15 protein-coding genes are annotated in these 13832 nt (G+C 35.8%); 7 read left to right on the forward strand and 8 right to left on the reverse strand.

Annotated features, from left to right (window positions below):
* Positions 1-88: 88 nt before the first annotated feature.
* On the forward strand, positions 89-2965 hold the full coding sequence (locus tag ABJQ32_01180) for a T9SS type A sorting domain-containing protein (protein ID MEP5288228.1): 2877 nt from the start codon (positions 89-91) through the stop codon (positions 2963-2965).
* Positions 2966-3187: 222 nt separating this feature from the next.
* Here the strand turns inward: ABJQ32_01180 and ABJQ32_01185 are convergent, their stop codons facing one another.
* The 3 genes from ABJQ32_01185 to ABJQ32_01195 all read right to left on the reverse strand — a co-directional run bounded on the left by ABJQ32_01185 (position 3188) and on the right by ABJQ32_01195 (position 5835).
* On the reverse strand, positions 3188-3889 hold the full coding sequence (locus ABJQ32_01185; GenBank protein ID MEP5288229.1) for a hypothetical protein: 702 nt from the start codon (positions 3887-3889) through the stop codon (positions 3188-3190).
* A gap of 84 nt (positions 3890-3973) precedes the next feature.
* A complete protein-coding gene (locus tag ABJQ32_01190; protein ID MEP5288230.1) occupies positions 3974-4867 on the reverse strand; it encodes an inositol monophosphatase family protein in 894 nt (297 codons plus the stop codon).
* Positions 4864-5835, reverse strand: coding sequence for a phosphotransferase (locus tag ABJQ32_01195; protein ID MEP5288231.1), 972 nt, complete (start codon positions 5833-5835; stop codon positions 4864-4866). Before ABJQ32_01195 ends, ABJQ32_01190 begins: the two co-directional genes overlap by 4 nt.
* Before the next feature lie 136 nt (positions 5836-5971).
* Here ABJQ32_01195 and ABJQ32_01200 point away from each other — a divergent pair, with 136 nt between their 5' ends.
* Positions 5972-6571, forward strand: coding sequence for an EF-hand domain-containing protein (locus ABJQ32_01200; protein MEP5288232.1), 600 nt, complete (start codon positions 5972-5974; stop codon positions 6569-6571).
* Between the two features lie 238 nt (positions 6572-6809).
* On the opposite strand, the gene ABJQ32_01205 is transcribed toward ABJQ32_01200, so the two are convergent.
* Complete coding sequence (locus ABJQ32_01205; protein ID MEP5288233.1) at positions 6810-7004, reverse strand: cold-shock protein; 195 nt, start codon at positions 7002-7004, stop codon at positions 6810-6812.
* 47 nt (positions 7005-7051) lie between these two features.
* Positions 7052-7246 (reverse strand): cold-shock protein, encoded by a 195-nt coding sequence (locus tag ABJQ32_01210; protein MEP5288234.1) that lies wholly within the window; start codon positions 7244-7246, stop codon positions 7052-7054.
* Between the two features lie 508 nt (positions 7247-7754).
* On the opposite strand from ABJQ32_01210, the gene ABJQ32_01215 reads away from it, so the two are divergent.
* The 4 genes from ABJQ32_01215 to ABJQ32_01230 all read left to right on the forward strand — a co-directional run bounded on the left by ABJQ32_01215 (position 7755) and on the right by ABJQ32_01230 (position 9844).
* Entirely contained in the window at positions 7755-7949 is a 195-nt protein-coding gene (locus ABJQ32_01215; GenBank protein ID MEP5288235.1) for a hypothetical protein, read from the forward strand.
* 301 nt (positions 7950-8250) lie between these two features.
* Positions 8251-8763 carry a hypothetical protein gene (locus ABJQ32_01220; GenBank protein MEP5288236.1) on the forward strand — a complete coding sequence of 171 codons (513 nt, stop codon included), beginning with the start codon at positions 8251-8253 and terminating at the stop codon, positions 8761-8763.
* 78 nt (positions 8764-8841) lie between these two features.
* Positions 8842-9279, forward strand: a complete 438-nt coding sequence (locus ABJQ32_01225) for a PAS domain-containing protein (GenBank protein MEP5288237.1) — start codon at positions 8842-8844, stop codon at positions 9277-9279.
* A 166-nt stretch (positions 9280-9445) separates the two neighbouring features.
* On the forward strand, positions 9446-9844 hold the full coding sequence (locus ABJQ32_01230) for a DUF1987 domain-containing protein (protein ID MEP5288238.1): 399 nt from the start codon (positions 9446-9448) through the stop codon (positions 9842-9844).
* A gap of 59 nt (positions 9845-9903) precedes the next feature.
* Here ABJQ32_01230 and ABJQ32_01235 read toward each other — a convergent pair whose 3' ends face one another.
* Positions 9904-11001: an MBL fold metallo-hydrolase gene (locus ABJQ32_01235; GenBank protein ID MEP5288239.1), complete on the reverse strand. Its 1098-nt coding sequence runs from the start codon at positions 10999-11001 to the stop codon at positions 9904-9906.
* A 407-nt stretch (positions 11002-11408) separates the two neighbouring features.
* Here ABJQ32_01235 and ABJQ32_01240 point away from each other — a divergent pair, with 407 nt between their 5' ends.
* Positions 11409-11912, forward strand: a complete 504-nt coding sequence (locus ABJQ32_01240) for a helix-turn-helix transcriptional regulator (GenBank protein MEP5288240.1) — start codon at positions 11409-11411, stop codon at positions 11910-11912.
* Here ABJQ32_01240 and ABJQ32_01245 read toward each other — a convergent pair.
* Both ABJQ32_01245 and ABJQ32_01250 read right to left on the reverse strand, forming a co-directional pair.
* Positions 11899-13215, reverse strand: a complete 1317-nt coding sequence (locus ABJQ32_01245) for a tetratricopeptide repeat protein (protein MEP5288241.1) — start codon at positions 13213-13215, stop codon at positions 11899-11901. The genes ABJQ32_01240 and ABJQ32_01245 overlap by 14 nt on opposite strands.
* 38 nt (positions 13216-13253) lie before the next feature.
* Positions 13254-13442 carry a hypothetical protein gene (locus ABJQ32_01250; GenBank protein MEP5288242.1) on the reverse strand — a complete coding sequence of 63 codons (189 nt, stop codon included), beginning with the start codon at positions 13440-13442 and terminating at the stop codon, positions 13254-13256.
* Positions 13443-13832: the final 390 nt, after the last annotated feature.

The following is a 13832-nucleotide window of genomic DNA, read 5'->3' on the forward strand; positions in this document are numbered from 1 at the left end:
ATCACGTATTCTCTCAGGATAGTCATGCAACTACCTTGCACTGCAATTCAGTTATCAATCAGCTTTTCTAACTCACTAAAAACTCATTATGAATCGATCTATTATCCCACTATTATTCTATTTGATAGTTGCTTTTTCGACAACAGCTCAAAATACGTATTATGTAGATGTAAATGCCACCACTGGTTTGAAGGATGGTTCTTCTTGGACCAACGCCTTTACCGATCTTCAACCCGCTCTGGATGAAGCTCAGCCAGGAGATGAAGTATGGGTGGCCCAAGGCACCTATCTGCCAACAGAATCACCCAATCAAACCTCCACGGATACTAGAGACAAGTCTTTTCATCTTGATAAGGACATTAGGTTGTATGGAGGGTTTACAGGAACAGAAACACAGCTGGATCAACGTGATTTTCAAAGTAATCTGACCATACTCAGTGGGGATTTTAATGACGATGATGCGACTTATGGGATGGGAGAGTCATTACAAATCTCCGATAACGGAGAAAACGCTTATCATGTCATGATTACAGCTAAATTATCGAGCCATGCCATCATTGATGGTTTTACAATTAAGTCTGGACATGCTCATGGCACTGGAGGATCGATAACCTTCAGTGGCATATTATTTATGAGGTCGATGGGAGGAGGAATGATCAACCGTGACTCCTCCCCTAGTATGACAAACATAATTTTTGAAGAAAACAAAGGGCTTCACGGTGGAGGCTTACTCAATAGAAGTTCATCACCTAGTATAAGCAATGTCACTTTTACAAGAAACTATGCTTCGAATGCCGCAGGAATGCTCAATCATCAATCTTCCTTCCCTATCATTTCATCTACATCATTTATTGGTAATCGTGCGCAACACAATGGAGGAGGAATGTCTAATAATAGCAATTGTGCCCCTCAAATATATAACTCGACATTCGTAGGCAATTTCTCATACTACGGAGCGGCTATGTACAATGTTAATGCTGTTTACCCAACGATTGTCAATTCTACGTTCACTATGAATACAGCCGGTTTCCATGGTAGCAGCATATATAACAACACACTATTGTCTCCTGTTTTTAAAAACTGTATTATATGGGAAAATAGCTCTTACTCCTCAACAGCAAGTATTTATAACATAAACGGATCTGATCCCAGTTTTTCATACTCTATTATTGAAGGAAGTGGTGGAAGCAACAATTGGGATAGTAGTCTGGGTCAAGATCTAGGAAACAATTTGGATGAAAGACCATATTTCATTGATTCATCCGAACCCAATGGTCCAGATGGTATCCCAAGAACATCCGATGATGGATTGACTCTTTTGAAAACATCTCCGGCTATTAATTCCGGGACGAATTCCGGAGTGAATGCAGAAGATATATTGGGCAACCCTAGAGTCTATGGAAGTAGCGCAGACATGGGAGCCTATGAATTTCAAGGAAGGATTTGGTATGTAAAACCCAATGCTGTCGGTTCAAACAATGGCACCTCATGGGAGAATGCTTTCACTGACCTTCAGCCTGCGTTGGACACAGCTACAATCGGTGATAGAATATGGGTAGCAGAAGGTGTTTATATGCCCACTGAATCTCCAGATATGTCAAGCATTGATGATAGGGATAAGTCCTTTCATCTTGATAAAGACCTGTTGATTTATGGTGGATTTGCCGGCAATGAGGTGAAACTTGATGAACGAGATGTGCATAATAATCCTACTATTCTGAGTGGCGATATAGCACAGAACGATCTGGTCTCTGGTTCTGGTAGCACTTTGAGTATTACCGATAATGAAGAGAATACCTATCATGTATTGATCAATTTTAATCTGACATATGAGACTGTTATTGATGGGTTCACTATCTCCGGTGGAAATGCTGATGCAAATGGCTCCATAGTATATAGCTCGCAATTCTTTTACAAAATGTTTGGGGGAGGAATATATAATTGGAATTCATCCCCAACATTTAGTAATATAATCATCACCGCTAATAGCGCCGATTCTGGTGGAGGCATATATAATGAACTGGCTTACAATACTGTTGCACCAGACAGTGATATGATCAATCTTTTCATTAGTAAAAATGAAGCTGAAATTGGAGGAGGTATGTATAATTCATCTTCTCATCCAAGTTTAGTGAACGCCGTTTTTGTTGGGAATAGAGCCAGCCTTGCTGGAGGAGGTATCTACAACACTCTGGTATCTAATCCGTCGCTCATCAACGACGTGCTTACCGACAACATGTCTATCTACGGTGGAGGCATGGTCAGCGAAAATGGGTCATTACCGACTGTTACTAACACCATTATTTGGGGGAATGTTGCCTCAACTTCCGGACCTGAGCTACACGGCAGTGGTATGTCAATATTTACCAATAGCCTTATCCAAGGCAGTGGTGGAAGCAGCATGTGGGACAGTAGCTTTGGTACTGACAATGGAGGAAACCTGGATGCAGATCCACTTTTCTTTGATGCATCCAACCCCATTGGAACAGATAATATTTTTGGAACAGTGGATGATGGCCTGACATTGACAAATCCCTCGCCAGCTATAGATACTGGCGATAACAATGCTTCTCAGATTGATACCGATATTGCAGGGAATCCCCGACCTTATGGAACCAACGTAGACTTAGGAGCTTATGAGTTTCAGGGAGGGCTTGTCCCACCTAGCCCTTTTAGCGCACGTGCTGCTACCAAGCAAATAGCTGATACTTTATCAACTCCTGAGGAAGAAACTAGAATATTAACGATTTACCCGAACCCAGCTAGCGATCGAATATCCATAGCTGGATTACAGAAAGAACATACGGCAATCATATATTCCTTTTCAGGATCAAAAATCTTAACTACAAAAGGAGAAAGTAAGAACATTGATATCAGTTCATTGAAAAAAGGAACGTACATCCTTATGGTCAATGATAGATCTGGAAAAATGGTGTATCAAACCAAACTAGTGAAAAAACACTAGGTGGTAGTGTTTCTTAGGTGGCTTGATACATCTGTGTCAGGTCACCAATCTTAGCTTAGGTATTTTTAGAATCAATAAATAGTGTTTGCGCTACGTATCCCTACGTATTTTAGAAGATCCAACTATACCATCTGACACTAAGGAATGGCCCTTGTCATCAAAGTAGTTTTCTGAAATTTAAGGACACCTTTTTCTGTCTCATTACCGAATTTTCCATCCTCACTAATCTCCAAAGATTGCTTCTCCTTTCACAAGCCAGGAAATACCGAAACTTTCAACTGCGAGTACTTCCATCCAGTAGGTTATTTTCAAATCATCATACAGTTGTGCTGGCATCCATTTTAGAAAACCGAGAAAGAAAATAACACCTATTGCTAAAAACATAATTCCTGAACATATCCGATATATTCTATTTCTAATGACCTTTTTCTTACCTCTCGAATTTTTCTGTTTATCTGATTTAACAAACAAAAATCCAGACATATAAGCCAGGCCCAGAAGAAAAATAGCAGCCGATATATAGTGAAACCCCACCCTAACACTGCTAGGATTAACATTTGTAATGATATGGCTGCACGGTTCGTCACAAGCATATCCCATGAGATTATCTGTTGGAAAAAGTATGACACAAATAGCAGCCAATCCGGAACCTACAGATATTAGAAAATCTTGGGTTTCTTCTCCCTTATAAACAATAAGAAAAACGGAAATGGCACTCATGATTCCTATGAATATACTATTAGCTCTTGTGAAGTAGTAATGACTAATTGAAACCAAAACTTCCGTCTGCCCAGAATCAATGTATAAGAATAGCCATAACATTAATGGAAGTAACATGCCGTTCACTCCAACCAACATCCTGAATTTTTTTCCATTGTTTATCCAAATAGTAAGATCAGGGTTTTTATAATTTATCTTAAGCATTACAAATGATTAGATTGGTTATGTTTAAGATAACGGAACTAATTCCCAATAACAAAGAGAGCCAGTAGCAACACTGTATCTGATTTAGGTAGATTCAGCTACTTTCACACCCATTTCTACAACGAATTCAGATAATCCTTCATCATTCGCATAAACGACACCCATTTCGTTCATAAATGTGGTATTAGGATTATTAAGATCAATTGGGTTGCCAGATACATTTGAAACAAATAACCCTAACTCCTCGAAAAACAAACGTGTAGCGGCATAGTCCCAGATACTGCCACCTCCATTCTGCTTCTTAGGGAATTTGAAATAACAGCCCATACCTGAGTTCATCACACCTAATGCATTTCTAACAGCACCGAATCCAACATGATATTCAATCTGGCCAAGTTTCTTCTGTATCATCCATTGATTCAACTCAGACTTTACCCGTTCAAAGTATGACTCAACACATAGGCTTCTATCCATATATATATGAATAATATCATTTGCATTCACCTCAGTATATTGAAATAATTCATTATTTAATCGCACACCTTTTCCCTTCACAGATGAATAACATTCCTGTATGTCAGGAATATAAACCACTCCAATTAAGGGATTACCGCCTTTCTCAATAAGAGCAATCGAGACAGCATACCCGGATTTTCCTTCTATAAAAGGTAGAGTACCATCCATTGGATCGACACACCAGAAATAGGACTTTATGGTTCTAGATTCATCATCTGGCGCCTCTTCAGTTAGTAGTCCTAGATCATATTTCGTGATGCTTTCCTGTAAATGATCAAGGATAATTTCCTGCGATTTTAAATCTACTTGAGTCACTATTTGTGAAGCTAAAGAGTCGATTCCTATCTTATGCTTCTTATCAAGATGACTGTTCAATTGTGACTGGATGTATTCACCAGCAGCAATAGCTGCTTCCTTAGCCACCTTGGATAGTATGAATAGATCCTCTTCTGTAAAAGTCATACGATTTTCAATTCCTCCAACACTTCTTGAGTCATTCTTTCACTATAGCTATGCATTTTCCAATGGCCAGGACTCCAGCCGTCCAGAAAGCGATAAAAATCTGCCCAAGCATAACGATACAGCATACTCCATTCTTCTTTAACTGATTGATAATCAACTATTTTATTTAATGCTATTTCAAGTTGCTTAAAGTAATGATTGAGAAGTTCGGGCTCATATTTCTCACACGCTTCTTCATCAAAACAACTGCTAATAAAATAGACAACATCCTTTATCCCACATCCTCTTCCAACATATTGAAAATCGACTGCAGCAACTGTCCCATTTTTATTAAAGCAAAAGTTAGCAAGCTTAGCGTCTCCATGAACCAATGTTTGATACGTTGAATTATTGAGTTGCTGATCTATGCCATTAGCCGCTTTTTTAAGCGAAATATTTTCCATCCTTTCTAATTCATCTGGTCGTGTATTCAAGTGCCAATAAGTGCCAATTGGCCATAGCCCATCACCTGTATCTCCCATGAACCTTGCATGAAAATGAGCCAGCCATGAAAGGCAATTTTTTGCATCTTTTAAAGCAACTTCTTCATGATGGAGCCTGATATTAAAACCAACCGAATCCAAATCTTCCATGACCAGTAATAGATCCGTCCCCTCTTCCACAGCATAATAGCTCTGCGGAACTCTGCAATGTATATTCGTTTGGTTTGCATACTGTTGATACCATTTCCTTTCCACCTGATAAGACTTTAGCTTTCGATGGTGTGATAATGAAGTATTCCATCCTTTGGGATGTATATCAGTATCTGACAATTGAATATGTTTGACGATAACATTAGGATACTTTCCTCCTTCTAGATAATATCGTTTTATCTCTCCATAACCACTCCATAGTGTTTGAACAGACTCTGTGCGAATAATAGCTTTAGCCTCAGTTATCTTAAGTATTTGATTATGCAGCTCTGCCATGTTAAATCAAAACTGACCTTTTTAGTTGGATCAAACAAAGAATAGGATAAAGAGACTAGGTATCAACATGCATTTGACGGCATATAGCTTCATTGTCCTTATACTTTGATAGTTTAGACATTAGAATCTAAAATACGTGCAACTCAAGGATACAATCAAAAAGTGGGTTTTCTTTTTCTATGCACTAGATGTGAATCGTGATGGTGTATTAGAACCAGCTGATATGAGTGAAATCATTAACAGATTGGTTAGTGCCAAACCCGGACTATTTAGTGAGTCTGAGACAAATCACCTGAGATATGTCACGCTTAAAAATTTTGACAGGCTTCTTATTGAGGCAACCAACGGCAAGGGTCGGAAAATCAATATATTGGAATGGGTTGAAATCATCAAACGAAATAATGAGACGGATAGGGAATCGTATTTTATACGCTGGTTCTCTGTTTCTGCTGTAAGGTTTCTATTTGATCTATTTGATCAAAATAAGGATGGGGTCATCGATTTTGATGAGTTTGAATCTCTATATCGAATCTTAGGTTTAAATAGAGCGAACATCATCTTTGCTTTTAAACAGCTCGATGTAAACAAAGATGGAGTGCTGAGTAAAGCTGAAATGTATGATGCGATAAGTAACTACTTCTCATCCAGCAACGCAACGATAAACAATTATACCTTTGGTCAATTCCGATCTCTTAGTGATGAGTATCTAGAGAAAGTGCTAGCAGTTGCCCTCTAGTTGATATCTGAATCCTTATGTACCCTTCAAACACCTTCGTTTCAGTCAATCTTTTGAAACATTTACAGATAATGAAGATATGATTGTTCATCATATCTTCAGTTTTCACTGAGTAGTTAATCCTCTTTAATAATAGCTAATATGACAAAATCATTTTTTCTGAAAGTGGAGTACAAAAAAAAGTGGATTCACAAATAGTAAATCCACCTTTCACCAAAAAATAGGTGTGTAATTTCGATTAGTTCAAAACCTCTACGTTCACAGCATTTAAGCCTTTTCTTCCTTGTTCTGTCTCGAATTGTACTTTGTCATTTTCTCTGATTTCATCTATCAGACCATTTACATGTACGAAAATATCGTCACTAGAGTCGCTTGGAGTTATAAATCCAAAACCCTTTTCACTGTTGAAAAATTTTACTGTTCCTTCTTGCATTGTATTTTAATTAAATTGTCTTTTAATAATTGTGAACTGCTTAGATCTTAATCTATGCGCTCAACGTTTACGGCGTTCAAACCTTTTTTACCTTCTTCTACTTCGTAAGCAACTTTATCGTTTTCCATGATCTCATGGATTAATCCGCTAGTGTGTACGAAAATATCTTTGCTTGAATCACTTGGCGTGATAAATCCAAAACCTTTTTCACTGTTGAAAAATTTTACTGTTCCTTCTGGCATTTTTTTTTAATTATATTATTTATACTTTTTACGATGGACACTATTTTTTTGTTGAAGACAAATTCAGATATCCATTGAGTGCTTCAATAATGAAGGAAAGACGTTTGATTTTAATTTTCATTAAATCAAATTGAGTTGAAACGTTGGGAGGAAATTCTTAATGGAAATTACTACTTAAACGGATACTACCTACTGTTAGGAACAGCGTATTTACTTAATTATTAAATCAATTCTTTTTTGACTGTTGCAAAATTAGAGATTTTATTCGACAATTTACTTAATTAGATAAAAATACCATTCCAGCTACAATATTTTTCAGGACACAATGCATCTTATTTTCATAAAGAGCTTATTGTATCATATGATAAAATTCACGTACTATTTTTTTACTCTTTCGTAGTTCTTGAGTACTTAAAAATGTATTTCATCGCTTGCAATCTGTATTTGCTCGATTTATAATTGATAGTTGAAATACACTTTGTATATTATCAATTGATAATATTGTACAATGAAAGATTTAAGCGGTTTTATTAAGGTTAGTGCAGACGGTAAGTTGATGATGTTAGATATAAAAAAAGAGAATGGTCAAGTAATTATTCTGGGGAAAGAATGGGAAAAAGCAATTGAGTATGCTTGTCGATTTGATATTGTTAGCGATTTGTGCAACGAAATGTGGAAAGAGGTTAACTCAAAGAAAACTTAGCATTAAAAAGCTTGTGTTGGATCTATGTAGCTATAAATTTGATCCTCAAACAGGCTTTCATATTGCCGTCTAGATTTTACTGGGTTTATCAGCTTAAATATTATAGAAATAGAAATCATATAGCTACTTATGTTTTATTAGATATTGAATTCAAATTCACAGATAATATTAAGTATTAAGTTCAAAGCTTAACATTAAAATGATTTTTAGGGCAGTTTGTCGAATCATTGACAAGCTACTTTGATGATCTGATTGTGGTATGTACTTTTAGTAACAGATTAACCAACAATCATACTAGCCGATGAAATACCTAATTGCATTTAATCTCCTGGCATGCACTCTCTTTGCCTCAGCTCAAAATGAAGATATTGTTTCTATTATCGATGACTTAACGGTGAAATGGGACAAGCAAGCAGCGGCATTGGAAAAATATTCGGGAATGAAGTATTACTGCACATCAGAAGTATATCGGGAAAAAACAATCGGTTTGCTAGACAAGATTCATCACTACGATACCCTTTTGTATAGCATTGTGAGCAAGAAATATGAAAATGTAAAAGATCGTGAGGCAATAGCTACATTGAAAGATATTTTAACCGTTGAAACAGATTACACCACCCCAAATTTTAAAAATTTTCTTGGAAAAGAATGTGAGACCTTCACAGAAATCGAAGAAAAATATACGAAACATAGCGGTTCAGACTATTACAAGGAAATCGAAAAGCTTGAAAAGGAACTCACTAAGTATGTATCTAACGTTACTGAGCGGATTGATCTCATAGATGAGCATATTCATCATCTAAAGCTTAACTAATAGATCCATTTAGCCATTCTATCGTTCAATAGTCAGTTGCATTAAGATGTTTCTATCTTTATGTAGAACTTTCATTGAATGAATACTCATCTAGACATATCCGAATTAGATAGAACCTATCAAGAGGATAAAGAAACCTATCATAAATTAGTTGAGAATCTTGCCGTAGGTGTTGGTATATATAATGCAAACGCTATACCCTTAGAATGCAACAAGGCGGCCTTTGAATTATTAGGACTTTCCAAAGAGCAGTTTATGGGTAACACGGCCATGGATGCATATTGGAAAGTGACCCACGAAGATGGACGCAAGTTTGAAACTTATGATTTCCCTATTATTGATGTAATTACTAACTACAAACCGAAACTTGGAGTAATTATGGGAGTTTCCAGACCTTTATTGAATGATAAGGTTTGGTTAGAGGTAAATGCCCACCCTATACTTTTAAGTGGATCTATAAAGCATGTGATTTGTACATTTAAAGATGTGACAGATCGATTTGAAGTTGAAACCTAGATTAGTTGAATCATCATTCTTTTATCCGCTATCTTTTTTAAACACCTACTCAAAAATATTTGTCAAGTGAGATAAACCACTAAACGAACTTATCTGACATCTCGACTAAAAGAACATGCAGTTCTCCGAAATTTTTATTCTATTTATGCTTGAAGTAAGATATCAAATGGAACCAATAAAAATTTACCCTACCAGAAATACACCAGCTGTTTTACTTGATCCGTCAAAAGGCGTTTTTAAGCTTTACGGAAGGTCAAGCCCAGAGAACGCACTTCAGTTTTACGAATCTTTAAGAAGCACATTATCAACTAAGATAAGTGCGGAAAAGATGGATGTAAGAATTAAGATGGAATATTTTAATACGAGCTCTTCCAAGTGTATATATGACCTTTTGAAAGAGATAAAGGCTTTAAAAGACAAAGGGAAAGAAGTGATGGTTCGTTGGTACTATGATGAAGATGATGAAGATATGTATGAAGCTGGTGAGGACTACAGCGACTTGTTAGATCTTCCTTTTAAGTTCATAGAATATCATCCTAAAGACCAGTATCAAAAGAGTGCATAGATACCATGATCTAAACTCAGATCGTTAAGGGCTCAATAGTCTTACTTCAATTGTTTTAGTTAATAATCTATTGCATAATTTTTGTGATCATCTACGGTAATGATGATTGTACCATCCCAACCAGTAGCATAGATAGATTTATCTATTAGCCGTTCTTCGAAACGATCATAGGGCACATTCTTACTTCCCCTACTCTCCCCTTTTAATCCTACCCATTCTTTGACAGAGATGGCACGAGTTTCTGTTGTTCCATTCAATAAAAAATTAATGGCATTTTCGTGTGGATGACCATATTGACTAGCAGTCCAGCTAGTTGTATTTGTCCATTGTCCCACGGAGATCACAGAATGCATAGGTGTCATCGCATTCATCAGTTCTTCATTTGTGCCATTTTTGGCTCCATGATGCCCTACTTGATAAACATCAATGTCAACCATATTATTTGGTTGTGGGTTGTCAAAAGCTGAATAATGCTTTAACATAGTCTCAATTCCTTCAAAATCTAAGTCACCAGTAAATAAGAATGAAGATTCTCCATATTCTACCTTAATGACGATGCTGTGATTATTGCCATTTTTCTCAAAGTCAGTATTAGACCAACCAGGTGGTCGATTCTCAAATGAACCTGAGAGCAACCTTATTTTAGGATCTATTCCATTACAGTTTATCGGATCTATGCTATCATTCGTTAGTCCACTTGCATTACCTCCAGCAGTGATTGCCTCAAAGCTATACGTGGAATGAATGGATTGATACTCTTGTTGCATCCACTTCTGGTTCTTCTTTCCGGACCCTTTTTTCAATCCATTGTCTATATAGTTTTTTATCGTGAATCTATTTGCAATAGACTGCAGAGCTCGGTTATGATCAACATGACAATGCGTTACAATCACTAAATCTAATGTTTTGTTCAAATCACTACGTCGTTCAAAAAAAGCGTCAAGGTAAGTAGTCAGCTGTTCAATTCTTTCATTATTGGCAACCCCAGCATCAATCAAAATAGCGCCACAAGGAAACTCTAGAAGTGATGCATCGGCTTGGCCTACATCAATATAATGGACTGCCATTGCTTTGCTTTGAGGTGTAATTTGTGCGGTTCCGCTTAAAGCAATTAATGCAAGCAGAATGAATAGGTAGTGTCTTGAGTTAATTTTCATATTTTATGATTTAGAGGAATTCATAACATGAATAAGTTGCTTTATAAAGTTGAACTAGTTATCATCCATATGCAATACCCATTAAAGGGTATTTTGCATTTTTGAATAAGTAGAGAGGGTTGATAGAATTAAGGAATGAACTTGTGTTGTCTTAAATAAAAAATGCACCGCGTTTATGCGGTGCATCCATAGCTTGTTCTTAAATGACTAATTAATCTGACTGAATTAACTTAGTACGTGAGAATTCTTAGTAAAGAAAGGGTAGATTTATTTGAATCAGTCATTTTTTTCTTCGGTAAAAGGTCTTTTGGTTAAGTAATTGATTAATAGCTATATATGAAAATATTCTTTACAAATAGTAAGAAAAATATTCTTATTATAATTAATATTATGCCTAAACTCTTCAATTGGACTTAATCAACAAAAACATACGAGCTCTCAGAAAACTGAAAAACATTAAGAGTCAAAGTGAATTTGGCGATATGATAGATGTGCCCACACATAATATCAATAAGTATGAACACAATGTGATACCGAAACCTGAAGTGCTTCGAGTTATCGCATCTACGTTCAAGATTAATCTGCACTTATTCATAACAAAAGAACTTACAGAATCTAATTACGAGGAATTCAAAATCGAGCTTAACACAGAAGTCAAACTTGAAAGCTTACTAAACGAGGTAAGTACGGAATATCAAATAAAACGCAGTGACTTAGACCGATTTACTACATTGTTTGGAGATAAATTAAAAAGACTGGAGAAAGATGAATTGAATGCGATAGACCGTCAAAAATTATTTGATGATCTAAAAGCTATTTTCCTATCATTCAATAAAAAACTGACTGAGTTTTACGTCATGCAAGATAATCTCGCCCAAATCATTGGTGAGAACAAGACTAATCAACTTTGATATCCAAAAAATCTGTTTGAATTTTAGAAACAACTTCTGATACTTTTTTCTTCGACTTAGATCTATAGTAAATAAATACTATTGAGTAGATTAATGCACCAAACCCTAGGATTAAAGCTAGAATAACCAAAGGCCTAGAAAAGAGTGGTACTGGTTTATTAAACTCATCATATTCACTCACCACATTTGCGAAAAGTATACGTTCATTTAAAATTTTATACTTCTCTCCTTGAGCTAATATGTTTTTCACATTATCAGTATAAATCTCAGAATAAGTTAGTGCTTCTTTCACTTGATTTTCTGAGCTCAATACCTTTGTCAGGTCCGAATAGATTTTTATATGTTCTAAGCTGTTCTTGTTGTGACTCTCTGTCAAAGCATCTTTCCAAGTAGCTATGGCTTTTTCGGATTGGCCAGACTTCATTAGAATGGTGCCAAGATCATATTTTGTAATAAAAATAGAACTGCTTACTGTTTTGAATTCCAAAGCTTTATTAAAAGCTTTTTCAGCTTCTTCCAATTTTCCTTCAGTCATGTATGAATCACCTAAATTATGATATGCTAACCCCACAAATTGATTCATTTCTGAGTTGTCTCCAAAGGTTTGGATTATCTTAGAATAAGATAATCGTGCCACCTCATGATTATCTAACTTTTTATACATCGACCCAATCTCATTATATACAAGAGCGATATTCTCTTGGTGATCTATTTCCTCTGCAAGCTTCAATGACTGAGTGAACGCCTGTTCCGCTTGGAGAAATGCTGCCTCTCCACCTTTCATCTTAAGAGATCTACCGTAATTATAATAAAGATCTGAAAGTTGTTTCTTGGATAACTCATTTTCGAATTTAATGGCCTCTTCATAATTGGAGATTGCAGCATCATACTGCTCATACATTCGATAAAGAATACCTAAGTTATTGTAAATACTCATCTTCAATGATACATCATTGGTCTGCAAGATATCTTCGAGTGCATCATAGTATTGATTGTAAGCCAATGCTACATCCTCTAAAACATCATCATAGATGTATGCTTTATACCATTTAGCTTTTCCAGAGTAATACTTTGAATGGATCGCATCGGCTCTTTTAATAATGTCGTCAAGTTGAGTTAGTGCTGATGCTGGACTTTCTTCCATTAAATCCAGAGATTCTAATAGCATCTCATCTAGATTGGCATTTATCTTTGGACTAGTGACCTCCAAAGAAGAATCGTGATTGCAGGAAATAAAAACAAATGAGGCGAAAAGAAGAACGCCAATGAAATGCTTTAAGTTTTTAGTGAGTATTGTCATCATAAGTATACTAGTTGACTAAATTTTAATGAATGAGCAAATCAGCTTTGATCCAATACCTTTGTTTTTGGAGAAGCTTTTACATCTTTACCCTCATCCGTCGTTTCTTCATCCTTGAGTTCTACATTATCATAAATGTCTACACTCGCATCTTCACATGCACTAAATACAAATGCTACAAGACATAACATACTTATTAATTTGGCGATTTTTTTGAGTTGTTCTGTCATAACAATTCTTTTTATGCGGCTCTTATACATTGTAAATTAATTATTGTTAAGAAACTTCGTTTTCTTAGACTCAATCAGGCTAAAATCCTTGTTAAACATGAGCTTATCAAGATTATTTTTCCTAAGAATAAGAATATTATTCCATATAGCTTATTCACACTTTATGAAGAATAAATTTAAATAGAAAAGATGATTAATGCACAGCGCCTAGGATTTCACGTCCACTATTAAAATGAATTGACGTGTTCTTTTTTACAATAAACTGAATTTCAAAGGTTTAAGTCAGCCATAGCTAGATTTAACTCGTATTCTTAATAGACTCAAACACTACTCAAGGACTATTGTATGGCTTTTGCTAGAATATTTAGCTGGATGCTTTTTCTTACATCA

Source organism: Marinobacter alexandrii (genome assembly GCA_039984955.1).
In the GTDB taxonomy this organism is placed as follows: domain Bacteria; phylum Bacteroidota; class Bacteroidia; order Cytophagales; family Cyclobacteriaceae; genus Ekhidna.